Origin of the sequence: Simkania sp. (assembly GCF_965215465.1) — a bacterium.
GTDB lineage: Bacteria > Chlamydiota > Chlamydiia > Chlamydiales > Simkaniaceae > Simkania.
The window spans coordinates 1,539,251-1,565,207 of sequence record NZ_OZ244056.1; the positions used below are offsets into that span (position 1 = coordinate 1,539,251).

A 25,957-nucleotide genomic window follows, 5' to 3' on the forward strand; every position below is an offset into this window, starting at 1 on the left:
TTTTCACATGGCTTTCACTATGCCAAATAGTTCATCAGCTGTTTCTCCTTTTTGGCTCATCAAAACGAGAAAGGCCGCCATCTGACTTTCATTTTTTCCAGCAATCATTTCCTCGATGACCGTCTCACAGACTTCATGTGTGAGATCCTTACCCTCGATGAGCTGTTCGATCGCCTGTTTAAGCACGTCTATTCCCCTCACATATTTTGAGAAAAGCTAAGACGAGCTTTTCTCCCTCAGGTGTTAAAATCGATTCCGGGTGAAACTGCAATCCATAGTAAGGATATTCCACATGCTTCATCCCCATAATGGCTCCATTTTCCATTTCTGCTTCGATAACAAAAGTTTTAGGAAGTGTTGGGCGTTCAACAATTAGGGAGTGATATCTACCAGCTTGAAAAGGAAGTGGCATCTTAGAAAATAGTTCTTTACGTGTATGAAAAACTGTTGCAGGCTTTCCATGAATGACTTCTCCAGCATGAACCACCTTTCCTCCAAAAGCCTCTGCTAATGCTTGATGGCCTAAACAGACACCCAAAACAGGTATACGTCCTTTGAGTTTTTGGTAGAGTTCAATGCAAACACCCGCATCTTTCGGCATCCCTGGACCTGGTGAAATGATGATACCTTCTGGATTAAGTTCTTCAATTTCTTCGACAGTCATTGCATCATTTCGAATGACTCGGACGTGGGTGTGCTTTGCAACAATTTGGTATAGATTGTATGTAAAGCTATCGTAGTTATCGATGATAATAATCATATTTCACCTGCCTCAGCGGCTCGAATCGCCTCTAAAACTCCTCGCGCTTTATGGCGAGACTCATCAGCCTCTTTTTGAGGATCTGAATCATAGACAACTCCCATACCCGCTTGAATCGTTGCCACTCCATTTTGAATCACTGCCATACGAATCCCGATACACGACTCAAGATCTCCCTTGTGGTCGAAAAAGCAAATCGTCCCCCCATAAGGACCTCTTCTATAGGGTTCGAGTTCATCAATAATTTCCATCGCACGTATCTTGGGAGCTCCACTAAGAGTTCCTGCAGGAAACGTCGCTTTAAGAGCATCAAAAGCATCACAGTCTTCACGTATCTCTCCATTAATGAAGCTTGCTAAATGCATGACGTGAGAAAACCGCTGAACAACCTTGAGTTGCTTAACTTCAACAGTTCCAGGCTTTGAAACGATTCCTAAATCATTTCTTCCTAAATCAACAAGCATCATATGTTCAGCTGTTTCTTTTGGATCATTTAAAAACTCCTGCTCAATTTGCTTATCTTCATCCTCTGTTTTTCCTCTCGGAACTGTTCCTGCAAGAGGAATAGATTCAAGCTCTTTTCCTCGCAGACTGATAAGCTTTTCAGGGGAAGCTCCAGCAATCGAAAAGTCTTTCTGCTGAAAGAAAAACATATAGGGAGAAGGTGTAATGAGCCTCATAGATCTATAAACTTCAGCTGGAGATACAGTGAGTGGAACTTGAAACCGACGAGATGGAACAATTTGAAAAGCATCACCAATGTGAATATAATCAATAGCTTTAGCGATGATGCGCTTAAACTCTTCGTCATCGGGAATAATTTTCACATCCAGTTTCACATCTTGTTTCTTCTGCGGTGAAATCTTTGGAAGCGTGGTCATTTTTTGGTGAATGGAATCAATGGCTTCCATTGCTTGTTGATATGCCTTTTCTAAATCTCCCTTGACTTCAATCACTTTCACAATCACAACAATTCCTTTGAAGTGGTCAAAAGAGATGCTCTGATCAAAAAACTGAAAAAAAAAGATCAGGCATCGTACGCTGATCTTCATGGGAGTCAGGAATGTTTTCAACATACCGAATCGCATCGTATGCAACGTACCCGGCCGTACCACCTGCTAATCCAATTAAATCTTTCTCAGAAACGCATTTATATTTTTCGTGTAGCTCACGCAACAGAATAAAGGGATCGCCTTCGTAAGTGTACCGCTCCTCACCTTCTCGGACAATCGATTCAAGCCCATTAGCTTGGATCTCTGCAAAAGGTTTAAAGCCGATGTGGGAGTAGCGCCCAACAATCTTCGATTTTTCACCCGACTCAAGCATGATGAGCTCAGGCTCATCGTGCGCTAATGCTTTTTGCGCAGTCATTGGGGTGATGAGATCCGAGGAAAATTCCTTGAACACTGCGACGCGCTTTCCTTTTTCAGCGAGCTTTTGGAACTGCGTTAAACTTAAACTTGCAAACATGTTTTACCCATATCAATTCAGAGGCTTCTTTTCAAAAACTGTTTTAACTTTTCATCAATTCCCTTGAGCTCATTCGATCCCCGTGTGATTTTAGCAATGCTCACTTCGAGGTCTTTTGCCATTTCCCGTTGCGTTTTTTCCCCTTTCAAAAGTTCTTGGACAATCAAGATCCGTTTGGAAAGGTCTGCCCGCTCTTCAGGCGTTAAAAAAACGTGAAAAAGGTCACTGAGCTTCTCAGGAGTTTTGGCTTTCAAGCAGAGGCGAATAAATCGCCACCAACCATCTTCATCCATAAAAAACCCTCTTTGTTATACTGTAATGTTACACCATTACAACATTACATGTCAACAGTCATAATGAAAAAATTGTAACCAACTAAACTTCAATGTCTAAGTCATTTTAAGACTAAGCTTTCGCCAATTTCTTGGTACTTAACAAGCCAATTTACTATCATTTCCGAAAATTTGCATCTGGAGGAAAAAAATGGCAAGTTTCAACCCATGTCTATCTACATCTTCTCCTCAACCTCCCTTACTAGAGAGCGGCTCTAAGAGAACCGGAAGCCCGATGGAGAGCGAGACAAAAAAAAGGTCTAGAGTTATCCCGCCTGAGACCGACTTACAAAAGCTAGATAAGGTGATTGCAAAACTCGCCTCTGCTGCTATTGAACATGAAATTCCAGACATAAAGCTGTATTTAAAAGTTGTGAAAGAGAAGATTCTCAGCTTGTCTACTGATCAAGAGCCACTTACTGCTTTTGAAGATGAGTCATTAATAAAAAAGCTTAATTCAAAGTCTCAATTTGATGATACTGATTGGGATGAGAATAATATAGGTTATAAAGAAGAAATTGAGAAAGTCACATTAAATAATAAAGTAGAAACGCTTGAAAAAATAGCCTCTTTGTTAGTAAATTTTACAGCAATAAGCACAAATCATACTCCTCTTTCTGTGGAATTCATTCCTATTCTTTTCGAAGCAAAAAAAATCGACCCAGTAATGCTCAAAGATTCTTGGAAAGAAGTATTAGATTTAACTTCAACTTTTCTGACATACGATCAAGGAGAAGAAGCAGAAAAATTAAATTTGATAGATAGCATTAAGGCATGTTGTGAGAAAATTTTAGCTAACGATCCAACAAATACAGACATCAGCGATCTAAATACAAAAGCCAAAGATGCAGAAGAATATCTCAACGAAACGCACACAAGTTCTGATAAGGAAAGCAACTAAAGAGTGCCATCATCTAGAAAATGCCCCTCCTTTTCCTTCAGAAAAGGAGGGCTTGAAAGAATCACTTAGAAATCTTGTTTTTGAAGAGTCTTTCTTCTGTTCATTTCAGCACGATCCATTGCTTCGTCGCAAAGATCCATGACAAGATCTGAAAGAGCTTCAAAGCTCTCTTTAGAAACTCTAAAGTCACCTTTGCTCTTGATATAATCTTGAACGAGACTTTTCTTGATGAGGAGCTCGCTTTTTTTCTTAGCTTTCTTTTTCTTTTTGGCCATCTTTGATCCTTGTTTGGGATTGGTAAAAATTTTATCTATAGCAAGCTCTTGAATTTCGGCCAAGACTTCTGAGAAAACTTTATTTATTCAGCTGAAAAAAGGCGATTGATCGCCTCTTGGTAATGAGAACGGATGTAAGCTTCCGTTTGCTTGGGCGACCCAACATCTAATGTTTTCCCGCTGAGATCTTTAAGGGAAATGATCTCCAAAGCTTTGGATTGATGGATTTTCTTTGAAGGGGTAAATTTTGCGATCACTTTTTTCTCTCCATCATGGATGAAAAATTCTGCAGGATTACGTCCCCCATTGTGTCGACCTGAGACTACAAAAGGGAAACGATCTTCTTTGAAAAGCGACTCCCCATCAAAAAGTTTGAAAAAAGGCTTTTCCCCGATCAAGTTGTCTAAAATGGTTGGAAAGATGTCGACATGAGATGATAAGATTTTTTCCGTCTCCAAACCTTCGACGCAGCGATTATCCCCTAACTTATAGTAGATAGGAGCATTGGTTTGCATGTGACTTAAGTGCGATGCGTGAAACAGCTGCCCCTCTTCGAAAAACTCTTCGCCATGGTCTCCTGTGAAGACAATCAACGAGTCCTCATAGAGTTTTTGCTCCTTCAGACGAGTAACTAGACGTCCAAAAAGGGAATCGACGAAGTGAATAGAGTTGCGGTACCGATTTTTGATCAGTTCAATATCACGGAGTGAATTCGACACGCGTAAATCTGTTTTTTCATCTGAAATAGGCGTGAACTTCAACGGCCAATCTTTTGGCCAGCTATAGTTGAAATGCGTCGAGTCTAAAAAAATCAGAAAGACATTCCCTTCCTTTGCCCATTTCTTCTGAAGATCTTGCTCTAACTTTTGCATCACTTTTTCATCTGTTTCAGCCGCTGTAACGGGTGCATAGTGGGTGTAGAGATGGTAAGTATCTACTAAGTGATGTTTCTTTCCTAGGATGAGCTCCCCTGCTCCATAGTATTTAAGTTGCGCTGCTGAATAAAGGCGGATCTTGTAGCCTAATTTTTTCAGTGTTTGTAGGGGAATACTCCCCGACTTCCACGTTTTCTTCTTGCTAGCCCACCCTAAAGGATATTGAGAGTGAAAAATCGAATACCAAGAAAGCTGCGTGCAGTTGGCATTGGAGAGTGTCTGTCCTAAGCGGATATTTTCATCGCGAAATTGCACCACATTGGGGGCAGTCTCACTTGTGAGAAAGTCTTCGCGCAAGCTTTCGGCTATCACGAGGTAAATGTTCGGCTTCTTTTCGAGAGTAATTGGGACAGAATGAAGCTCTTTTAAAGCCTCCTTCTCTGAGAGATGCACCCGAAGCGAACGGGTCAATTCTAACAGCTGCTCTTTGGGGGTTATCAACGTCGATTTCCACGGAAGAACGCGCTGATAAAACCGAAACTCTTCCTTATCGACAAGCGGCGAAAAAGTGAGATCGAGTACAACAAGGCCAAGTGGAATACAAAAAAGCGCTTTGAGCATGAGACCATGAGAAATTCCAATCGGTTTTGTGCGAGCGAGTTTCGATGTTAAATAGTGCAATATCATCGCAATCATCGGTAAAAAGAGAACAACGGCGATTCCTGCAAAAATCCATGAATTGATACTGATTCCCGTTAAGTGTAATAATTCAATGAAGTTATCTAAAGTCTCGTCCAAAACGATATCGATCCCAAAAAACAGCGAAAAATCCATAAATCGAACGAGGAGAAAGTCGACGTAATGCATAAATATGCATAAGAAGCATAAGCTGATGAAAAGGTAATAGAGGGACCTATGGAGATACTTCCGGATAAGATTCGCCACGAAGGCTAATACTAGTACTTCTAGTAAACTTTGACCTATCGCATAAGCCAAGAAAAAGAACGGTGAAAAACTCAATTCCTTCTCGAAGCCAAAAACATGGTAAAAGTTTAGCCCAAAAAGTCCAACGAGCAGCAGCACAAAATAGTATGGGTTGATCACCAACTTTTGACGGATGAAGTGAGATATGGGATTAGCCTTTTTATGATCAAAAGGTTGATGATCCGACATTTCGCCTCCACCTACACTTTATTGTGTTACTGTCGGGAGAGTTTCTCGATTAGTCCCCCTATCTGTCTTCCTTATCGCGATGAATTCGACGTTTGTCAATTATTAAATATCCAAATTAATTTTGTTTAATTTTAAAATGTTGAATTTTATTTGTTTTTGATTATGAAAATAATTATGAATTTAGAAGATTACATCCAGGTTGCTGGGCCTCTTTTTGAAGCGGTCCAAAAAGAGCGTCTTTTTGCCGACGCAAAAACCTTTGTCGACGCGTATCCCCTTGAAAATCCACAAGATATCCTCAAGGCCTATCAAAAAGAAAAAAAACGAGATGGATTTGATCTGATCCAATTTGTCTCGACCCATTTTGCCTTTCCGAAAGAAGAGCGTCATGACATCCCCAAATCCACCTCAATGACAGATCACATTTCTCTTATGTGGGATATCTTGCAAAAAGAAATGACGCCCCCTTCACCTTATAGTACACTCATCGCTCTCCCCAAACCGCACATTGTCCCTGGAGGCCGTTTCCGTGAATGCTTTTACTGGGATAGCTACTTTACCGCAGTGGGGTTGGCCGTTGCAGGAGAAATCGAGTCGATCAAAGACATGGTCGAAAACTTTGCCTTCCTCATCGACACATTCGGCTTCATCCCTAATGGCAACCGTGTCTACTTCACCTCACGTACCCAACCTCCTTACTTCTCCTATCTATTGACCCTCCTTCAGGGCCATATCGATGAAGAGTGGGTTCTCAGTTTTATGCCCCAGCTAGAAGCTGAGTACAAATTTTGGATGGATGGCGCTGCCACCCTTTCTAAACCTGGAACCGCCACCCAGCACGTCGTGCGTATCGATGAAAATACCCTGCTCAACCGCTATTACGATCAGCTCGACATCCCAAGACCTGAAGCTTACATGCGTGAAACAGAGCTTGCCAAAGGAAACCCTCCTCCCGAGTTCTTCCGGAACTTGCGCACGGTTTGCTCTTCGGGATGGGACTTTAGCTCCCGTTGGTTTGCCGACCCTCAAGATTTCCAAACAGTCCAAGCTCTCGACATCGTCCCCATCGACCTCAACTGTTTAATCCACCATTTGGAATCCACTCTCGCTGACTTTGCTAAGCGTTTAAACGATCCTGAAAAAGCCAAACGTTATCAAACTCTTGCAGACCTCAGGAAAGAAGCGATTCACTGTATTTTTTGGAATGAAGAGAAACAATTCTACTTTGACTACAATTTTCAGACGCAAAACCAAACAAAAACCTGGTCGCTTGCAGCTAGCACCCCTCTTTTCAACCAACTCGCAACGCTCGAGCAAGCGCAAGCAGTGGGCAAACATCTTGAAGACAAGTTCCTCCTCCCGGGAGGGTTCACCACTACACTATATGAAGGCATCCATCAATGGGACAAACCCAATGGTTGGGCACCCCTCCAATGGATCACGATTAAAGGTCTTCAAAACTATGGAATGGACCATTTAGCAAAAGAAGCCGCTAAACGTTGGATCCAGCTCAATCGTGAAATATACGCGGCAACAGGCAAGATGCTTGAAAAGTACAATGTCCGCGAGTGCTCATCTGAAGTTGCACGTGGCGAGTACACCCTTCAAGAAGGTTTTGGATGGACAAATGGCGTTGCACTTGCGCTCATCGATCTCTTTGAATAACCCCCTTCTCACTCTTATTCACCATAATCCAGGCTTTGCTTCCCCAGATTCAATGCTTGGTGGGACTTCTAAATCAGCAGGCCATTCATCAGGAATAGCAACTTCGTTGCCATGAGAATCATAATATGCATCGCTCCCTTCATCGTTGCTATCAGAGCACTCATCATCGCCTTCTGCAAAAGCAAAAACTGGCAAAACAAACAATAATATAAACATAGATTTAGTCTTCATCGCAATCCCTCCTTGCGAAAAAATTGATGTTAGAAAGGCAAATCTATATGACGCACTCCTTTTAATCCAACTGAAAAGCTGAAAAATCAATTGGGAATTTGTTTTTCCTCCTAGAATAAATTGTGCTCAGAAAAATAAACAAAATTCCTAAAGCCCATATGATAACGTTTGAGAATGTAAAAAAAGGAATCACTACTTGGCTTGGAAAACCAAAACGGTCCCCAAATGGCCAAAAAATGAATGAAGGAGTGCCCTTAATGTTTTTTTCAGGAACAAAACCAAAGTCACGGCTATCAGCACTCATCGCATGATTATCTCCCAAAACTAAGTAGTGTCCTTCAGGAACTTTGAGCCCAAATTGTTTGATCACTTTTATATCTAAGTTCCCTTCTTTAAGCGGTGGATGATAATCTACAAATGGATAATATCCAGATTGAGCAGCAGCTTTTTGGTTTTCTACTGCAACGAAGTTTATCAACGCTGGATCTTCAGGTCCTAAAATTGGCGCCCCCATTAAGTACAGGCTTCCCTCTCTAAAGTAAGCGTACCTTGAAGGAAAATGATTCTGGTTGCTAGGACTAGAAAAATAAGGAAAAAAATCTATCCCTTGATTAAAGAAAAACTGAATCTTTTCCAAAGCGCATTTATACAATGGATGAGATCGCGAAAGTTTCCTTGCTGTTCCAGTCCAGTCTATTTGATAAGCAACCCCGTTATAAAACTCATATGTACCATTAGGAATACCCTCTAATTTAAGTTGCCTTTGAATAGAACTCCCATAGCGAAAAATGTACCCATCTTGAACAATGAAACGAGCTGTGTAAAGGCTCTGAGAGAGCTTTTCTTGAAGCTCTTTACGGATTGGTATGTATGAAAGATCGTAAGAAATGAGTGGGTATTGTTTTCCAGACTTGTCTACATATGATCGGGCACTTTTTAAGTTTGGAGGATGTTGAATCTGAAGATAAAGGCAATCAGGGTCCAATTGATGATGCAATCTACTAGGCATTTCATCAAATGATAGCAAACGAACCATCACGTAATTCTTTATCCCTAACAGATCTCTAAAATCTGCATTCTCAGCTTCTTCATGCAAAATGCCTGAATTGATTGTTTTCCCAGAGTAAGTGTTAAACATTGTGGGCGTGAATTCAACCAGAGGAAAACCCATCTGATCCATCGTCACTGTCGAGCGCCCTTTTTGCTTCCATCTTCCCTCAAATCGTATAAATGGGGTGTGCTCAATAGAAGCAAATTTTTCTTGCTGAAGCTCTGGAGAAATGTCTTTTCCGTCTTTATCGATCCCATAAATCAAGCCTCCATAAAAATAGAGAGTGTCGCCAGGTTTTCCAATAAGTCGTTTAATAAACTGTTTTTTTCCAGGAAAAAGATAAAAATACATAGTATCATTGTCGGCAACATCCATATTTTTTGAGGTAAAAACAATTGCACTCATCCGTTTACATAAGTCAGGATTAAAATATAAGTGCTTTGTTAGGAATGGAATATTGATGCCTAGCTTGCTCTTTGAAACAATGAGCCGATCTTTTTCTTTGAAGGTCGGCCGCATGGAACCTGTGGGAATTTCATAAAGCTCAAACCACATTTGCCTTACTACCCCAGCAACAGCTAATGCAATACAAAGGGATAAAACAAAGTTTTTTATAAGTGATAACGTTCGCGGTCTATGGCTTAACGCCTCAACTTCTTTGGCTAGTTTCGAAGCAGCAGCTCTATCTCCCCTTAGAATCTCATCCTGTAAAGATTTTAGTTTGCTCAGCACAGACTTTCTCCTATCAGAAGAATAGGCCTTTTTAGCTTTTTGAAGCTGATGAAATGCAGCTAGTAAAATCTTTTTGGATTTATATAGGGAATAGGTTCTCATTAAAACTTACTCATGATTTGTTAAACGGCATGTAATACTAGCTTGGGGTTCATTTATTTCAATAGCTTTTTGTGTCAGAGTGAATTCTAACGACCTTAGAACGGACTCCGAAAAGATTTTGGATGGACAAATGGCGTTGCACTCGCTTTAATAGATCTTTTTAAGTTTAGTGAGTAACAGGCTATGGATTTCAAATTAGAAAATAAGCGGGTTCTCGTTCTGGGATCCTCTACAGGGATTGGATTTGCGATTGCTAAAGCATTTGCTGACGAAGGTGCCATTGTGGGTGTCACTTCACGTGAAATGCACCGCGCAGAAGAAGCATCCGAGAAAATTCCAGGTTCAATGCCTTTCATGTGTAACCTTCTACAACCAAGCGCAGGTAAACAGCTTGTCCAAACCGTTTCCAAACCTCTTGCCCTTGGGGGCATTGATATCCTTGTGACCAATGCTGGTGGCCCTAAAACAGGACATTTTAATGAGCTCAAAGGAGAAGATTGGGATGCAGGCTATTATGGACTCTGGCGCAGCGCCATCGATGCCGTCCACACTGTTTTACCACAAATGCAAGAACGGAAATGGGGCCGGATCATCATGTGCACCTCCTTTGCAGCCAAGGAACCCGTTCCTAAGCTTTCGATTTCAAATGGCTATCGTGCAGGGCTTGTTGGGGTGATGAAAACAGTTAGCGAAGAAGTTGCGGCAGACCAAATCACTGCCAACATCATCATGCCTGGGTACACCAAAACAAAGCGGCTTGAAGACTTCATCATTCCAGAAGAAGAACTCATTGCCAAAATTCCCGCTGGGAGATTGGGAAGACCCGAAGAGTTTGCAGCACTTGCCACTTTTCTAGGATCGGAGCAAGCGGCCTATATCACCGGTCAAGCCATCGTTTGTGACGGTGGACTTACCCGCGGGCTTTAAAGAGTAAAATGGACGCTGCTTGAGAGACGTTTAAGGAATCGATCTGCCCCTTCAGAGGGATTTCAACGCAGCCATCGGCTTTCTTTTTGAGCAGTGGCTGTACTCCTCGTCCTTCCGCTCCTAAAATGAGAAGGGTTTTGTTAGGAAAGATGAACTCATCGAGTGGCTTGGAATGCTCTCCTACATCTGCGGCAATGGCTGTGAATCCAGCTTCTTGAAACCGCTTCATCGTCTCAGCCAAATTGGAAACTCTTAAGAGCGGCACAAGTTCAGAAGCTCCTACACTTGCTTTGGTCACAACAGGAGTGATTTCAACGCTGCGGTTTTTTGAAAACACCACACAATCGACGCCAAAACATTCGGCTGCACGGAGAATTGCTCCAAAATTTTGTGGATCGGTGATGCCATCACACATCAAGATGAGCGACTTTTCTTTTGGGGTGCGTAAAAAAGAGCGGAGCTCGGGATAGGCTCTTGCATGTAGCCTTGCCACAACTCCTTGATGTGATTCTGAATTAACCATGGCAGAAAGACGTGGCTTGGGAACAAATTGAATCGGAATATTAAGACCCTTTGCTTTTTTCAAAACAGGATCGTTTTCTTTTGAAGTAAAAATCTTCTGAATCGATTTGGGATTTGTTTTCAGTACTTCGCTGAGACAGTTTTTCCCCATAATAAGTGGCTGATCATTCATCGTCTAAAAAGTGTCTCCAAAGTGTGATCTTTTCGGATGCCTTTCACAGAAAAACGGGTGTAAAAAAGATGGGAATTCACCCAAACCCAGCGCAAGGCATAGAGGTCGGGCTTGCAAGAATAATGGCCATCTACAACTTTTTTTCCGTAAGGCAAAGTTAAAAAAGGAACGTCTTGCTTTTGACCGTGGCGATGGATCTCGATCCCCTCTTCATTAAAAAGATAAAGATAAGTTTGCCTCGCCAAAAAGCGGGTTGACTCTCCTGAAATATTCCAAACAGTTTCTTGATAAAGCAGCTGATTTTGGTCAATTTTTTCAAACAATACCTTGCCCCACATGCCTCCAACAAGCCTGCGCTCTCTATCAAAGACTTTACGACTGAGGGTCCATTGACCGGCTAATTCCTGCTGCTTCATGCCGTAAAAGTATACAGGTTTTGAACCTATTCTGCTAATCTCTTTTGGGGTCTTTTATGTCTTTTTCCCTAATAATCATTTTTTCTCCTTACCTATAACACCTTTGGCTATGGGATCGTCGAAAAAATAATTCTGATGAAAAAATCTATCAAAAATCCCCTCCTCAAAGATTTTAACAGAACAGGCTCTTCCTCTAAAATGAAACTTAGAGTTTGTTATGAAATCAAAATTTGATATAACGCAGGGGTTTAACAAATCCTTACCCCATGAGGCTATGATGAAAGAAACGCTAGTTGTCGTTAGTAAAGTTAAAAAATTCATCAAAGATAGTGCAGGAATGAACACTTCGGATGCTGCAAAAGATGCTTTGACTGATATCGTTGAAAGAGCTTGTCTACGTGCGATTGAAAAAGCAAAGGCTGATGGACGCAAAACGGTCATGGATCGCGATTTCGAGGAGTAAGCATGAAGCGGCTGTTAGGTTGTCTTTTTCTTCTTCTCTTCTGTCATTCCTTCGCCTCTGAAACATTGGTTGTCGGAATTGCTGGAGCTTCAGGTGCTGGAAAAACAACCCTTGCGCGTAAGCTTGTTCAGAGTTTGGGCCAGCATGCGACACTGATCTGTCAAGATAGTTACTATCGAGATCTTTCGCATCTACCCCCTCAAGAACGCACTCAAACGAATTTCGACCATCCGAGTTCCATTGATTTTGAGCTGATGCGCACGCAGATTCTTGCACTCAAAGAGGGAAAAAACATCTTGCAGCCCGTCTATGACTTCACAACAAATTCACGCACAAATAAAACAGCCGAAGTTGAAGCAAAAAAAATCCTCATTGTGGAAGGGTGTTTACTTTTGGCAATTCCTGAAATCCGTGACCTCCTCGACATCAAACTATTTGTCGATACTGATCTCGATATCTGCTTAATGAGGCGGATTCAACGAGATCAAAAAGAGCGAGGTCGCACTTTTCAAGACATCCAAAACCAATATTTCGCAACAGTCAGGCCCATGTTTTTCAAATTCATTGCACCTAGCAAAGTGTTTGCAGACATGATCATTCCTGCTCACCATGAAAACGAAGTTGTCTTGAACTTCATCGCTTCAAAATTGCTTCCTGAAGTGACCCCCGAACTTACCCTTTTAATGCCTTCAAAGGATCTACTACCATGAAAAAAAGCTTCCTTCTCCTCAGTTTACTTCCTTGCTTTCTCTTTGCTGACAAAAGGATGTTAACCGCACCACCCTCGCCTCCACCTGATCCAGAGAAAGAAGCGCAACTCTTCAATAAAAATGAACCTGGTTTTCTCATCAACGGAGAATTCATCTATTGGAATGTCCAAGAAGGTGCACTCGATTACGCCATCCGCATGCGTAACCGTTCTTGGGGCCCAACACCTTCCTTTGCTCAAGGAGATTTTGAGCGTGCAGAGTTTGACTGGGATCCCGGCTACCGCTTTTCTCTCGGCTACTACCGAGCCGAAAATTTCTGGGAAGTTTTAGGTGAATACACTTTTCTCCATGTCAAAGGCTTCAATCGCGTGAAACCAACTTCTGTCGACGAAGCCAAGTACATCAATGGAACCTTTCCCCAATACCTATTGGGTCCAATGCATCATGCTACAAGCAGCATTCACCTCCACTATCAACTCTTCAACCTTCTAGCTAATCGGGTCTTTCACCCATTTGACAACCCTCACCTTCGTCTTCGTCTAGCAGGAGGAGTCACCACAGTTTGGCTACATCAAGGATGGCGTGTGCGCTATATCGGGTTCAACGATAATGTCACAACAACACGTAACCGTTGGCGTTATTGGGGCATGGGACTACGCGTCGGAACAGGTTTTGACTGGTACTGGGGCAAAGACATTTATGCAACGGGAACCTTTTCAACAGCTCTGACAATGGGCCGCTACCGCAATCATGCAAAGCAGACAACCAACATCCCTTCAAATCCTGGAGACAATCCCAATATTCCCATTCGCGATGCGCGCTATAAAGACTACCGCATGGCCTTCACCATGCAATTTTTGGTCAGACCTTCTTACCAAAAAAGTTTCGACTGGTGGCGCCTTGAGATTTTTGCAGGCTATGAATTGACGATTTGGTCCAACTTGCAAGAAGTTTTTCGCTCAACTGGTTCAACTTCAATAGATGCTAAAGAGACATGGTTAAATTCGGGTCTCATTGCATTGCATGGACTGACAACTCGCGCGTCATTCAACTTCTAGAGATCATCAGTGGCTGCGTCGACTTGCCACGTTGAAAGCGCTCGATTCATCTCAAAATCCACTTTGACTTGAGCAAAGAGCACTGCATAAGGATCTCTCCTGAAGATCTTAACTTTCTCAATATCACTTGAAATCAACTCATAGTACGACGACGCAACGATGTTTGGCTTGCGGCCTTCTTCAGTTGTAATATTGTAACTGCGAACTGCTGGCTTTTTTTCAACAGTCGGACCGTGGCCGCGAATCTGAAACCCTGAATCGAATCCTTCAATTTCCAAATCACTCCACATCGCTTGTTCAACTCCAGCGAAAACTCCCTGTTGAATAAGTGACATCCAACCCAGGACTTCGTCAGCACTTTTTGAACAGAGTGACAAAGCATCAAAAAGTTCCTGCGCACTTTTAACAACCCTGCCATTTAAAAAGACTCGACTTGCTCCACCATGATCACGAACTAAATCTTTATTAATTTGTTCGAAAAGTTTGACCTTATTGATCCCTGGTTTTAATTGATAGGGCTTCACATTGGCTTGAACTTGCGTTTCAGCTGTCGAAAAGTAAGCTTTAGGTTGCACCAATTCTAAATAGCTATAAACTTCTTCCGGCTCAGTCGCTTCTTTTAACAGAACAGGATCAAACTTCCTTCGTAAAATTTCATCAACTTCATCAGGCTCTCTCACCCCTTCAGAGTAGAGGTAGGCGCGGAACTCTTCTTTTGTACGTGCTGTTTTCTCTTCTGGGAAAGCCGTTTGCCCAAGACGTTTGCGCACCACGACATCTTTCATCTCCCAGCCACCAAACAGCTCTTTCCCCAATTGTTTCATGGCCAATTTCTTTTGACCAGGCAAACCATAGAGGAATTGAGACATGGCTAAACCAGGCTTTAAGCGACGTGGGATGGCTTCTTTTTTCTTCACTAAGATTGGTGGTCCAAGGAGTTGGTAAAGGGTCTCCTCAAATCTTTCATCACTCGTGTCACCTATCATGTAGTAAGCGATTTCATCTTCGTTCTTCGCTTCATTTCCACCGCGATCGAGCTTGTCTTTACAGATGTCTTTCATCGAAGTGATGATAAACCCACTCTCTTTTGAAAGAGTAAAGAGAAGGTCTTTGCGCATAAAGGAATAGCAAAGTTCGATAAACACTTGCCACTCGCGCAATTGATAAGCTTCTTCGTCATCCACTGGAGACACACCATCAAACGCAATGTCTTTACGCCCATCAAAAAAGAACTGATGTAAGACTTGGAGTTTTCCTTTCAAGCTTTTGAGATACGCAATTCCCTTTTCATTGAGCGTCATACGTCCCCAGTAATCCCGATCCCAAAAAACTCTAGGCAGCATGTTCTGAGCGTGATTTCCCACTTTATCTGGTTGGCTATACGTTGCGATAAACGCATCGATCAATCCTTCAAACGTCGTGACATTCTCAAATGGTGCTTGCCGCTTAAATAAGGACCCCTCAACTGATTGAGTGAGTACAAATTCATTGGGATGCGTAATTTGTAACCCTTCAATCGCCTCTACACGATCCCATTCGTTTTCAACTCCACCGGGAATTCTACGTTGGTGATTCACATACAGATCCCCTTGTCCACGGGCAGCTTTAGCTCGAAGCATCTGCTCATATTCAGGAGCAACACACTCTCCACTTCTCACAGCCAAGTCTAGAGTAAGAATCCATCCTGGGATGAAGCGGGTGATTGCACCCATCGCAATTCTTAACAGGTTCCCAGGTAAGACGGGACATCCATGGCGGAAATAGTCAACGATCAATTGGCCATGTTCTGAGTGCTCCCAAACGTACTGATTGCGTAAGTGAGGAGTATTTTTTGTTCCAATGAAATCTTCACACCCTATAGCTCCGCAGAGTTTTTGGTATTGAAGTGCCGCGTTTGATTTTCCGATTTTGTCTTTGGGCGCTTTTTTAATATCAGCGTTTTTTCCGTGAATTTTTTCAACAAAGTTGACTGCCGTAATCTGATCATTGTCGTCCGGTTCCTTACGCTCTGCGCGACTTTCACTCACAAAGAGCTCGGTCATTTCTTTGAGGTAGTTATAAATCTCGGGGCGGAAGAAAGATTCACAAAGCATCCAAATGGTGTCGCGGTAAAACTTTTCCTCAAGTGACAAAGCTTCCTCAGCTTTCTTCTCAATGGCTTGATATTCCGAGCTTAAAATGGCCCCACGCAAACTCTGAACAAAGGTGTATCTTTGTGTGCTCGCATCAACGTACTCCTTTCGAGGGTCGATGGGACACATTAACGCCTCAACTGCTCGGAAAAGTCCTTTGTAAAGCACATTATTAGAATCTGCTGTAGCGCGTTCTTGCAACCTCAAGAAAAGCTCAAGAGGATCTTGCTTAAATTGATCTCGCATTACCCTCAAATACTCATCGATGACAATGCGATACTTGCGCATCTTAGCTGGGTGACCATTTTCTCCAATGAAGTGGCTCCAAGCAACATAACGCGCTTCTCGCGCCTCTTGGCCAATAATGGGTCCATCTTTCATCATTAGACTTCCCATAAGCGATCGGTTCAATTCCAGCTCCGAATAGCTAACCCTCATATCTTGTAGAGCAGGAAAACGATTGTGAACATTGCCGAGGGGGGGCATTTGAACTTCCGAAGCATGAGAGTGTAAAGCTAGTCGCTGAGGAAATCCTCTAGAACCATCAAAACCCAAAGCCAGTTGCTGAGAAGCTTCAACTCCATGAAGCTGGGCAGTCTGCCTTGCTTCAACCACAAGACCTTGAATAAATTGAGCCATGATAGGATGGCTGAGATCGAGATTGAAAACTCTTCTTACTCCACCGCCAACAATTCCCACATGGGCACTCATATCTAAAGAAATGCCACGGTGACCTTCAACGGCGAGAACTTCGCGTTGAGGCTGCTGCATCATGCGATAAAACTGTCTGAGGACTTCTGGATCCTGTAGATCAAAAGCAAGTTGAAACCTTTCATGACCCTTTTTAATCGAAATTGCCCCGAATTCTGCTCCCCGCACTAGATTCGCAAGATCCTCACGGTCTCGGCTTCCATTCACAACATCGATTTGTCTTTCGTCAGTTATCAAAGCTGCTGAATTTTCTGAAGACGCATGTGGAAGCTCAAACACTCCCCGATTGTCTCTCAAAACGACAGCGTTTCTTTCACCAAGTGGAACAACAGGTTGAGTTTTTTTACGTCTAGCGAAACATCCTAACGTCAAAATCGTTCCCATGACACCTAAAGCAGTCCAAACAGAAAACCCAGTCTGTGTCTGTAGAGTTGCTTCTCTATTGAGAGGAAGATTGTCTAAGATGGTGAATGCATCGCTTTCGCTATCAGGTGTAATCATCACGTCTTTTGGAGGAGGAAGAGAATAAGGTTCACAAACAGGCGGTGTAGCAAAGTGAGACGCGGGGCATGTTCCGTCATAAGTGGGATCGACTAGTGGCGAGGAATCTAGTGTAAGGCTGCGATTCTCCGGACAAGTTTCGGCAGGCAGAAAGCAAAAAGAGACATCATCCACTTTTTCCGCAACTTCAAAAGTAGGTTCCCAAGATAGATCTTTGACTGTGATATCCGGTGAGCGTTTAACTAAATGGTCGATGACTTTGCTTCCTTCTGGAATTGTCAAAGCATGAGCATCTACTGAGCAAACCTTTTCATCGACAACGGGTGTGCTGACGTTATGAGCTGCATCCTTCCAAGTGCGATCGATTTCAATGATGGTTCGTCCTGTCAGTAGACTATCTGAGGAAACTCTCACTGCAGAAGAATCAACAGCCGAAAACTCCTCTGTGATGACAGGTATCTTCACGTTACCTGGGACTTCGGGAAAAGGAAGAACAAATGATTCCATCATGGGAGGAATAAATGACTGCGGAGCGTCGCATGTCAGACTAGAAATGGGATAAGACGATAAAGGTAATGCAACACAGTTGTTTTCAGGACAAAGATCTCTAGATTCAGTTTGTTTTTGTTCACGAAGCAAAGAGAGGGTAAAATCCTCGACTTTTCCTATCCATTCTAATGGGGTCCATGATTGATCATGGACTGTGATATTCGGCCTTACAACCGGATGATCGATCACTTCGCTTCCGCTTGGAACCATTAAGCAGTTGTGATCGGGACAGCGGTCAACCTTAGGCAGAGGGACTTTTTCGACAGGTGGAGGAAAAATGACTTCTTGCGTTTGGTTTCTGCTTTCTTTCGTTGGCTCTTGCAAAGGAGGTGTTGTCGAAGATCCATAATAAAGACTTCCAAGGGCAGCAATAGCAGGAACGGCAACCACCATGACAATGAGGCCGACTCCAAGAATTTGCTTTGGTGTCACGCGCCCAAAGAGATAATAGGGCTCCACTCTTTCTTCACCTTGCATGAAAAGGCCATCAACGTTGCAGCTAAATTTCTCTTCGAGTTGATTGGCAAAAACGCGACGCATCGCAAGGGGAAATTCCTTTATCAGATCTGTGTTTTTTTCAAACGCTTGCCTATAGCTTTTGAGTTCTGCTAAAGTGAGCGCTTTTACTTCAGCGGCTGTATGGGGATAAATGAGATAAGGAAGAGTGATCTTTTCTTTGAGCTTTCTTTGCGTTTCAAACCCCAGAGCTCTCCACTTTTCAGGATGAGCAATAAGATCGTTTTTTACCCACAGCAAATCAGTCTTACTCAGTAAATCAGCCTGGATCGGCAATCTCCAATTAATCCATTCAGTTTTTGCAGGAGGTAAACCTTGCTCGTAGAACTGTTTTGCAACCTCTGGAGTCACGTCCGTATCTGAGAGTTGCGCAATAAGATGGATCCAAGTGAGTTGTTCCAGGGAAAGTTTTGTAAGAGTGGTAGGAACAGCAGGAAGTTCTTCTTTCACATAGTCCCGTTTAGAAGGAAGCAAATTGTTCTGCATAAAGAGTCCATTGAGCTCCTTTTTCTGCTCAATAGTGAGGAAGCTGAGATCTTGCTCTCGTACAGCTGTTAAGCTTTCTTTTGTCCACCCCTCTCCAATTCCAGCGCATTTGCCTAAGGGAACTGTTAAAGCATATTGCAAAGCTAAAGTGAGTCCCTCTTTTCGATCGGTGTGATCTCTAAAAAAGGCTTTCACATGCGGCAATTGTGAGCTGCCAAGGTTATCGAGATCCTTAAGTTCTTTTGGAGTTTGCCAGTGATATTGATCCAGAAGGGACTTTCCAATCGTGTATAAAGTGAAAATGGTCGTTTTCACAAGCAAGCTTGTCACTGCCGTGCGAACAGCTGTTTCAAAATTCAAACGAATGGCTGAGTGAATGGCCCATTTTCCAATGACATAGGGAAGTGCAATCGTACTGATGGCAAGCCCCATCATTGTGACGGCAATTTTAGCCTCAGTTGACTGAGGATCTAAAAATTTGTTAGCTGCTGTAATGGTGAGAGCATGAGACGTTGCTGCAGTAAGCGACCCTACAGAATAGGGATGCATCACTGCGATTTGACGCGACATTAAAGAAAAGAGTTCAACTGCCCCAAATGTGGTCACATCCACAATTGGCTCAATCCAACTTTTTAACGACGATGGTGTCTCTAAACCCATAAAAATTCCTCTCTAACCCGAAATCTTCCCCCAAAATTGAAAGCAGTATACAGAGCATTTGAATTAGTAGCTAGGGAAGAAATAAATTTAATTTACTTTGAAAAAGCGAATGATTTCTTGAGAGACTTGTTTGTGGAAAAGGGGGCGCTCTTCATTTCCCTCACAAAGAGCTGGACTGAGTGCCTGCTTCCCCTGCTCGGAGACAGAGTTTAGAAAAACAAAGTGTCCCGCGCGCTCTAAAGGAAGTGTTTGAGTAGACGGAATGGTTAAAGCATGCTCGTGCGGCGGCAAAACAGCATCTTCTGTTCCATAAATGACGAGTATCGGTGATTCGATTTTGTGTAAGCTTTCAGGTGTAAATTCTGAAGCACGTGGTGCCAAAAGAACAAAGTGGGAAATGCGCGGATCACGAAACGACTTCATTCCTTCTTGAAAATCGATGGATTCTATCATGTTTTGAGATGCTTCTCCTGCAAAATGATGCAGTGCTTCAGTTGATTTCACTTCAGCCCCAGCAAGCCAAAGGCCCGTCATCCCTCCAATAGAAAAGCCCACAAAACCAATATCACTTGGGTCAATGGCATCAACAAATGGCGATGTCGTTGTGAGATAGTCAATTGTTGCAGAAACATCTTGAGGTCGGTGCCACATTTCAATCATCCCCTTTGGAGTCGGATCTTTCCATGTGTTGCCATAGTGGTCCAAACTGGCAACAATGTATCCCGCAAGAGCGAGCTGCTCGGCAAGCCAGACCTGCTCATTGCGCGCTCCTCCATACCCATGTGAGATAAGAATAAGAGGTAAAGGGTGATTGGGAATGGGTGCATCGTGAGCAATGAGAGGCAATTGCCAGCAGCTTTCTGATGCCTCTGGATTCCCCTTTTTGGTGGAAAACCAGACATCGATCAAAATGGGTCGGCCATTGGCATAGGTGCAGACTGTTTTCTGGCCGATATGAGAGGGAGTTGCGCACTTCTCCTCATTTGCAAAAGCAAAAGACGTTAAGCAGAAAACAAAAAGAAAAGTTTTTAACAATACCCGTTTCATGACTGACAATTATACCTTTTTATTTCCCAAGATCAAAGGTTAAATTACTTGTTTTTTTAGCAGCCCTATGGGAAAATTTTGAAAAAAAATTGGATTGGAGGAAAGATTCAAGTTTGCATCATTTCTTTTACATTCTCTCCTCATCTGCAATGAATTGTTTGAATATAGTTTCAGGAGTTAAAAATTGACTATTTCAAATGTTGTTAACGCTGCAACTATTGCGATGCACTGGGATCATATGCTTGCACCCAGCGATCCAAACTCTGGAAAGACCCTCGAAGACTCATGGCTCGAAACGGCGAAGAAAGCCGCTGGACTGGTTTTATTTGCAATTTCATGTGGTTTGATCGGTTTTAAATCATCGCTTTTGCTTTTCGGACTAGGTGGAACCTATCACTTTTACCACGCCTATCAAAAAGCCCAAATTCAATCGCAACTTCCTTGTGATGAGAAAAGCGGCCAAGAAACAGGTGCCTTGGCGGATGATGATAAGAGAAAGCCTGAAAACACCTTAATGAAAGATTTTGGTGATAAAATTCCCGCACACATGCGACGAAAGGTTGTCCAAGAAGTCTCCACTTTATTAGATAGCTGGTCTCACTATTTTCCAAACCCCTCCAAGGAATTGATCAATTTTTTAATCGATGAATATACAAAGAAAGAAGTCACAAAGGAGGCCTCAGCAACATCGCCTCCTATAGCGCATTCTAAAGCTTCCATCGGAAACGTGACTCAAGTATCAGAAGGTGTCTATACAGCAGAAGGGACAACTGCAAACGGAGAAAAAATTTATTTTGGAATCGAGCAATTAGATTTTGATACATTATATTGGGAAGAATACCAAAAAGCATGTAAGCGCCTCTACGACAACTCAAGAGGCCTATTGAATTATTTAGGTCTCTATTTAAACGATGACTCAAAGCTTGCTGAAATCAAAAAAGATAAGAAGAATTATGGGCTAGAAAGTCATGAATTTAAAGAGTTCGTGCAAAAGATGAAACAAAGAGAAGTCTACAAAGGAGGCAGGCGTTGGGAAACCCTGCAAAATACTTCAGGTGGAGCTGAATCGTTTAAATTGATGTTAAAACGTGGGAATTTTGTCGCTTATGTCTCAAAACTACCTATCAAAGGGAGAGCAGATTTTCCAGAATCACTAGAAGAATACCCATGGAAACTAAAAGAAATTTATGAAACCTGCGGTGATACTTTGATGACCGTCGGTGTTCGCAATATCGATGTCAAGCCCATGTTCGAAAATCGAGGGATTTTCCGTAACCCTCTTAGTCTTATAGAAGGAGGATATCCCAACCTCTCCATGCAACTACATGCCTTTGTAGGAAAAGCCTTTAAAACTCATATTAACTCTAACCTTGGAGTTAATGCAAAAATGTACATGACAGTGTTTCCCTTGAAACAAATGGAATCAATTTTACTCAAAACAGTTGGGCGCAGTCGGGTTTCCATCGATCATGATCTTCCTCCAGAACTCTATCTAGAAGAATCGTCAAAGAGAGCGAGTGGAGAAAAACAACTCCTGATTTCTCTAGATGAACTTGCTTCTCTTTTTGGATAGCTTCATCAGATAGTGTCGCCATTTAGCGACATCATCTAGCAAAAAAATGTTTAATATGTTTTGGTGAGAAGAAACGAGAATAGAGGAGCTACGATGCGAAAAGCACTGATCATTATTTTTGGAGTCATTGTTGTCTTGGTCCTAGTCGGAATCTTCTGTTGGAACATGCTTCCTTCATGGATTTCTCATAAACTTTCTGATAGAGCTAAAGTCTCAGTTTCTATTCAAGCTATTCGTTTAGGATCCTCTTCTATTAAGGTTGATAACATCCGTGTTGGCAACCCTCCCGGCTCTGTACTCAACACAGCGCTTGAAGTCAAAAGCCTTTATATCGGAACTCCTTTTTCTAACTTTTTCGACGATAACATCGTGATCGAAGAGATGCGCTTGGATGATGTCTATTTAGGTCTTGAATTTGAATCGCAACGAAGCAAAAACGGAAACTGGTCAGAAATCATGCAAAACCTGAAAGAATCGACCGGCAAAGAAAAGCAAGCAGCCTCTTCAAAGGGAAAGTCCACCACTGTTCTCATCAAAAAGCTCATCATTACTGATCTGAAGATTGATCTCGCCTACCGCACCGGTAAAAAAGGTGTCCGACGGTTACGAACAATCGATCGCCTCGAACTTGAAAATATCAGCAGCGAAGGTGGAATCCCCACAGCTCAAATCATGGATATCGTAATATCTGAGATGTTGCGCAGCGTCTTCAGCAAAGAAGGACTGCAAAACATGCTCGAAAATATCATCCCCGGAGGTGAGTCCGGTGGTGGAGCCATGGATACGCTGAAAGGACTGTTTTCAGACTTGATTCTGCTCGACAATGATTGGGACGAGGTCTTTTACGAAGAAGCAGAATGACCTCGAAACAAATCTATCTCGTTCGTCATGGGGAAACTGAGTGGTCCAAAAGTGGGCAACATACAGGTCTGACTGATATCCCCTTGACGGAAAACGGCATGGACCAAGCGAAACACTTGGGAAAAAGGCTCCAAGGAATCTCTTTTGACCACGTTTTCTCAAGTCCTCTCAAGCGAGCCTACGACACTTGCTGTCTTTGTGGGCTCAAGAGCCAAGCAAAAATCACAAATGCACTTCTTGAATGGAATTATGGAGACTATGAAGGAAAAAAGACCTCCGCGATTCATCAAACTAATCCAGGATGGAACATCTTTAAACATGGGGCTCCAAATGGAGAGTCGACAGCTGAAGTCGCAAAAAGGGCTGATGACTTTCTGAATGAGCTCGACGCTTTAGATGGGGTCATTGCTGTTTTTTCAAGTGGCCATTTTTCAAGAGCGTTGGCCGTCAGGTTCTTAGCGTTTCCCATCCTTGAAGGACGCCATTTTATTCTCTCAACTGCATCTCTTTCAATCTTAAGCTATGAGCACCAAGTTCCCGCTTTGCAGCTTTGGAATGATATCAGTCATCATTCCCAATAATTCAAAAATGATCGTATAATAAAAGAATACAAAAAGGACAGTTGAGGACATTGGTTATGGCTGCAAGAGACCTAAAACGAGATCTCGAAGAGATCCACAACGACTGGGAGCAAATCTTTGCCCCTGAGGTAGATCTAAAAGATCCAGCATTTCTAAAAAAAGTCGCCCACGACATTGTTAACCTCGAGAAAGATTCGATAGATGCTCTAAAGGATGAACAGCTTAAAGAGAAAGCAGAGCTCGTTCAGTTCCTCTTAACGACGCCGTGGGGGGCTCCTTTCATTGGAGAAACTACCTTGCTTGACGCAGCTCTCTCCTATCAAGATGGAGATCAAGATTCTGCGCTCATGCACCTTTTATCTGGGTTTGCTCACCATGGGTCAGGTAAGCAAACAGCTCTTTTTAACTATTTTGACGAAATTTCCCGAGACATAGCTTAGAGTAACTTTGGTTCTTTTCAACTTGGATCAAATCGAACTTAAGTTCTCTGAAGCCATCAGTAAACCTAAATTGTTTTGAATGTTCACGATACCGCTGAAGATTTTCTAAAATTCTCTCTTCTATCCAAGATTCCCCTGTTTGAATGACATGGGGATGATCCTGTAACTGGAAGATCCCTTCAGGGTCGGTAAAGGGAGCTTCTTCATGAGCAAAAAGTCGAAGTAGAAAATCTAGGTCTTCAAACCCTCAAAAAGGAAAGTTATTGCCAAACCCATTGACTTTGAGAAATGTTTGATAAGGAAGAAAAAAGACCCCTCCCCAGAAGTGGGGATACACTTTTGCTAAGCGATCGTCTTTCTCCTCTAGTGTGGGGTCTCGCTCCAAAAGTCGTTTTAGCCTTCCTTCATGAAACTCTTCCTGATAGATCTTTTTTCCCCGCGTCCAACCAAAAGGACGAAAAGGGGCTGAGCTGTAACGATAATCGATATTGACTGGCAAAAAATCAACATCATGAAAACAGAGGTAATCAAAGGAAGCCTCAAGGCTTTTAACAGCTGCATTGCAGAGCGCCCCCTTGTTAAATGGGGCTTCATCTGCTTGCTCAGCAAGAATCACCTCATAAGAAGAGGTTGCTTGCTCGATGGCACTTTTAAGAGCAGGAAGAAGATTTTTAAGATGCGTTTGACGATCTCTGTAGGGAATGATCACCGCTAGCTTTTTGTTCTTGAGACGTAGAGGGAAAGGTGGTTTTACTTGAAGCTTTAAAGCCTCACGAGCCTGCGAGGAAAGCTCCATTCCCTCCCAAGGAATGGACTCCATTATGTGCTGGCAATTTGCTTCAGGCGCTGGTGCAACATCTCATCATTCTTCAGAATGGGGTTGCAAAGAACCAGAACCTCTGAGTAACCATCTCTCACTGCCATGCGAAGTCCTTCATAGAGGTTTTTTGCGCTGAGTTTGAAATAGTCGCACATTTTCAGGATTGGGGATCCTTCATCTTGGCTCATGACAAGGCGTTTGCTGTCATTACTTAGCTGAAGGTAGATTTTCATCTCATCCCATGAAGAGAAAAGACGCACTGCAGGAAGTCTTTGCTGACCGACTTGTCCAAAGTGACTGAGAAGAGCTTTTGGGTGTACGCGAACTGATGTTCCTAAAACGTTTTCAATGGAGCGTTGACTGATTACACCAAAGCGTAAAATGACGGGGTTTGCTGGATCTTCTAAAGAAAGAACCGTTGACTCCAAACCATATTCGGAATCTCCTCCATCGACAATCCCCTGGATTTTTCCATTGAAATCTTCAAGGACGTGTTTTGCACATGTTGGGCTAGGGTTCCCAGAAAGATTTGCAGAAGGCATCGCTAATGGACACCCCACCAACTCGATTAATCTGCGCGCAATCTTGTTTGAAGAAATGCGAACCGCAACAGTATCCATTCCCCCAGAAATGATTGAAGACAAATGAGGGTTCTTTTTTAGGACAACTGTAAGAGGGCCAGGAAGGAAGTGCTTGGCAATCAATTCAAATTGTGGAGACAAATCTCGCGTGATAAATTTTAGCTGGTCTGTATTTGCAACTTGGATGGGTAAGGCAGAAGAAGGGTTTCGCTTTTTAACTTCATACAAATTCTTCAGCGCTGTTTCATTTAGAACTGAGGCTGCTAATCCATATGTTGTCTCTGTAGGAACAGCAACAAGTGCCCCTTGTTGTAGTAAACGTGCTGCACGTTGGAGTAATTCCTGCGATCCTAGCAAATTCTCTTCAGCGATTGGACCTAGATATTCGGTATACATCCTTTCCTCTTGTTGTCTTGCATGATATTGGTCTCCCAACTTCCAATATCCACCCTCAATGAATTAACTGTCGGAATTATGGAGGTTTTAAGAATAAAAAACAATCCTTTAATTTTATAGTCGCTTAAGTTTAAAATTTCACAGATTCATCCGAATCTTTATTATGACTTGTGCTGAACTTGTGCTCAATGACTCTGTTGCATACATATCTAAAGTAATTACTTGTGTTCTCCTATTGGGGTTGCAACAGAATCCTTAAAAAAGTTAT

Annotated in this window: 25 protein-coding genes; 10 read left to right on the forward strand and 15 right to left on the reverse strand. The window is 42.6% G+C overall.

The genetic code is table 11. The features are described from left to right. Window positions 1-3 precede the first annotated feature (3 nt). Genes ACOOFG_RS07150 through trpR form a run of 5 tightly spaced genes read right to left on the reverse strand, consistent with a single transcriptional unit; the run spans window position 4 to window position 2,523 of the window. Window positions 4-186 (reverse strand): hypothetical protein, encoded by a 183-nt coding sequence (locus ACOOFG_RS07150; protein WP_420420790.1) that lies wholly within the window; start codon window positions 184-186, stop codon window positions 4-6. Beyond that, entirely contained in the window at window positions 179-760 is a 582-nt protein-coding gene (locus ACOOFG_RS07155; protein ID WP_420420791.1) for an anthranilate synthase component II, read from the reverse strand. The genes ACOOFG_RS07150 and ACOOFG_RS07155 overlap by 8 nt, the downstream gene beginning before the upstream one ends. Then, on the reverse strand, window positions 757-1,812 hold the full coding sequence (locus tag ACOOFG_RS07160; RefSeq protein ID WP_420420792.1) for an anthranilate synthase component I family protein: 1,056 nt from the start codon (window positions 1,810-1,812) through the stop codon (window positions 757-759). Before ACOOFG_RS07160 ends, ACOOFG_RS07155 begins: the two co-directional genes overlap by 4 nt. Beyond that, window positions 1,766-2,230 (reverse strand): hypothetical protein, encoded by a 465-nt coding sequence (locus ACOOFG_RS07165; RefSeq protein ID WP_420420793.1) that lies wholly within the window; start codon window positions 2,228-2,230, stop codon window positions 1,766-1,768. The genes ACOOFG_RS07160 and ACOOFG_RS07165 overlap by 47 nt, the downstream gene beginning before the upstream one ends. A gap of 17 nt (window positions 2,231-2,247) precedes the next feature. After that, window positions 2,248-2,523, reverse strand: a complete 276-nt coding sequence (gene trpR / locus ACOOFG_RS07170) for a trp operon repressor (RefSeq protein ID WP_420420794.1) — start codon at window positions 2,521-2,523, stop codon at window positions 2,248-2,250. A 190-nt stretch (window positions 2,524-2,713) separates the two neighbouring features. Between trpR and ACOOFG_RS07175 the strand changes: the two genes are divergently transcribed. Next, window positions 2,714-3,463 carry a hypothetical protein gene (locus tag ACOOFG_RS07175; RefSeq protein WP_420420795.1) on the forward strand — a complete coding sequence of 250 codons (750 nt, stop codon included), beginning with the start codon at window positions 2,714-2,716 and terminating at the stop codon, window positions 3,461-3,463. Window positions 3,464-3,528: 65 nt separating this feature from the next. Here ACOOFG_RS07175 and ACOOFG_RS07180 read toward each other — a convergent pair whose 3' ends face one another. Further along, window positions 3,529-3,801 carry a hypothetical protein gene (locus tag ACOOFG_RS07180; protein ID WP_420420796.1) on the reverse strand — a complete coding sequence of 91 codons (273 nt, stop codon included), beginning with the start codon at window positions 3,799-3,801 and terminating at the stop codon, window positions 3,529-3,531. A 20-nt stretch (window positions 3,802-3,821) separates the two neighbouring features. Continuing rightward, window positions 3,822-5,786: a sulfatase-like hydrolase/transferase gene (locus ACOOFG_RS07185; RefSeq protein WP_420420797.1), complete on the reverse strand. Its 1,965-nt coding sequence runs from the start codon at window positions 5,784-5,786 to the stop codon at window positions 3,822-3,824. 174 nt (window positions 5,787-5,960) lie between these two features. On the opposite strand from ACOOFG_RS07185, the gene treF reads away from it, so the two are divergent. Beyond that, window positions 5,961-7,451 (forward strand): alpha,alpha-trehalase TreF, encoded by a 1,491-nt coding sequence (gene treF, locus ACOOFG_RS07190; RefSeq protein ID WP_420420798.1) that lies wholly within the window; start codon window positions 5,961-5,963, stop codon window positions 7,449-7,451. A gap of 18 nt (window positions 7,452-7,469) precedes the next feature. Here the strand turns inward: treF and ACOOFG_RS07195 are convergent, their stop codons facing one another. Together ACOOFG_RS07195 and lepB are read right to left on the reverse strand one after the other, a co-directional pair. Next, window positions 7,470-7,682 carry a hypothetical protein gene (locus ACOOFG_RS07195; RefSeq protein ID WP_420420799.1) on the reverse strand — a complete coding sequence of 71 codons (213 nt, stop codon included), beginning with the start codon at window positions 7,680-7,682 and terminating at the stop codon, window positions 7,470-7,472. Window positions 7,683-7,743: 61 nt separating this feature from the next. After that, entirely contained in the window at window positions 7,744-9,567 is a 1,824-nt protein-coding gene (gene lepB / locus ACOOFG_RS07200) for a signal peptidase I (protein WP_420420800.1), read from the reverse strand. 183 nt (window positions 9,568-9,750) lie between these two features. Here lepB and ACOOFG_RS07205 point away from each other — a divergent pair, with 183 nt between their 5' ends. After that, window positions 9,751-10,494 (forward strand): SDR family oxidoreductase, encoded by a 744-nt coding sequence (locus ACOOFG_RS07205; protein ID WP_420420801.1) that lies wholly within the window; start codon window positions 9,751-9,753, stop codon window positions 10,492-10,494. Here the strand turns inward: ACOOFG_RS07205 and rlmB are convergent. Beyond that, window positions 10,478-11,188 (reverse strand): 23S rRNA (guanosine(2251)-2'-O)-methyltransferase RlmB, encoded by a 711-nt coding sequence (gene rlmB / locus ACOOFG_RS07210; protein ID WP_420420802.1) that lies wholly within the window; start codon window positions 11,186-11,188, stop codon window positions 10,478-10,480. The two genes, ACOOFG_RS07205 and rlmB, sit on opposite strands and share 17 nt — an antisense overlap. Beyond that, entirely contained in the window at window positions 11,185-11,604 is a 420-nt protein-coding gene (locus tag ACOOFG_RS07215; RefSeq protein ID WP_420420803.1) for a DUF6314 family protein, read from the reverse strand. The genes rlmB and ACOOFG_RS07215 overlap by 4 nt, the downstream gene beginning before the upstream one ends. Before the next feature lie 277 nt (window positions 11,605-11,881). Between ACOOFG_RS07215 and ACOOFG_RS07220 the strand changes: the two genes are divergently transcribed. The 3 genes from ACOOFG_RS07220 to ACOOFG_RS07230 are packed head-to-tail and all read left to right on the forward strand — an operon-like array spanning window position 11,882 to window position 13,835. Beyond that, a complete protein-coding gene (locus ACOOFG_RS07220) occupies window positions 11,882-12,067 on the forward strand; it encodes a hypothetical protein (protein ID WP_420420804.1) in 186 nt (61 codons plus the stop codon). Window positions 12,068-12,069: 2 nt separating this feature from the next. Then, complete coding sequence (gene udk / locus ACOOFG_RS07225; protein WP_420420805.1) at window positions 12,070-12,777, forward strand: uridine kinase; 708 nt, start codon at window positions 12,070-12,072, stop codon at window positions 12,775-12,777. Further along, window positions 12,774-13,835 (forward strand): Lpg1974 family pore-forming outer membrane protein, encoded by a 1,062-nt coding sequence (locus ACOOFG_RS07230; protein WP_420420806.1) that lies wholly within the window; start codon window positions 12,774-12,776, stop codon window positions 13,833-13,835. The genes udk and ACOOFG_RS07230 overlap by 4 nt, the downstream gene beginning before the upstream one ends. On the opposite strand, the gene ACOOFG_RS07235 is transcribed toward ACOOFG_RS07230, so the two are convergent. Both ACOOFG_RS07235 and ACOOFG_RS07240 read right to left on the reverse strand, forming a co-directional pair. Further along, window positions 13,832-19,390 carry a hypothetical protein gene (locus tag ACOOFG_RS07235; RefSeq protein ID WP_420420807.1) on the reverse strand — a complete coding sequence of 1,853 codons (5,559 nt, stop codon included), beginning with the start codon at window positions 19,388-19,390 and terminating at the stop codon, window positions 13,832-13,834. The two genes, ACOOFG_RS07230 and ACOOFG_RS07235, sit on opposite strands and share 4 nt — an antisense overlap. An 87-nt stretch (window positions 19,391-19,477) precedes the next feature. Further along, on the reverse strand, window positions 19,478-20,437 hold the full coding sequence (locus tag ACOOFG_RS07240) for an alpha/beta hydrolase family protein (RefSeq protein WP_420420808.1): 960 nt from the start codon (window positions 20,435-20,437) through the stop codon (window positions 19,478-19,480). A gap of 184 nt (window positions 20,438-20,621) precedes the next feature. Here ACOOFG_RS07240 and ACOOFG_RS07245 point away from each other — a divergent pair, with 184 nt between their 5' ends. From ACOOFG_RS07245 to ACOOFG_RS07260, 4 genes are all read left to right on the forward strand, one after another. Next, window positions 20,622-22,010 carry a hypothetical protein gene (locus ACOOFG_RS07245; RefSeq protein WP_420420809.1) on the forward strand — a complete coding sequence of 463 codons (1,389 nt, stop codon included), beginning with the start codon at window positions 20,622-20,624 and terminating at the stop codon, window positions 22,008-22,010. Window positions 22,011-22,103: 93 nt separating this feature from the next. Continuing rightward, on the forward strand, window positions 22,104-22,871 hold the full coding sequence (locus tag ACOOFG_RS07250) for an AsmA family protein (protein ID WP_420420810.1): 768 nt from the start codon (window positions 22,104-22,106) through the stop codon (window positions 22,869-22,871). Beyond that, the gene (locus ACOOFG_RS07255) at window positions 22,868-23,452 is read left to right on the forward strand and encodes a histidine phosphatase family protein (protein WP_420420811.1); all 585 of its coding nucleotides are present in this window, start codon (window positions 22,868-22,870) and stop codon (window positions 23,450-23,452) included. Before ACOOFG_RS07250 ends, ACOOFG_RS07255 begins: the two co-directional genes overlap by 4 nt. A 56-nt stretch (window positions 23,453-23,508) precedes the next feature. Further along, window positions 23,509-23,892, forward strand: coding sequence for a hypothetical protein (locus ACOOFG_RS07260; RefSeq protein WP_420420812.1), 384 nt, complete (start codon window positions 23,509-23,511; stop codon window positions 23,890-23,892). Between the two features lie 247 nt (window positions 23,893-24,139). Here the strand turns inward: ACOOFG_RS07260 and ACOOFG_RS07265 are convergent, their stop codons facing one another. Then, window positions 24,140-24,688, reverse strand: coding sequence for a hypothetical protein (locus tag ACOOFG_RS07265; protein WP_420420813.1), 549 nt, complete (start codon window positions 24,686-24,688; stop codon window positions 24,140-24,142). A gap of 23 nt (window positions 24,689-24,711) precedes the next feature. Further along, the gene (locus tag ACOOFG_RS07270; RefSeq protein ID WP_420420814.1) at window positions 24,712-25,689 is read right to left on the reverse strand and encodes an L-threonylcarbamoyladenylate synthase; all 978 of its coding nucleotides are present in this window, start codon (window positions 25,687-25,689) and stop codon (window positions 24,712-24,714) included. Window positions 25,690-25,957 lie beyond the last annotated feature (268 nt).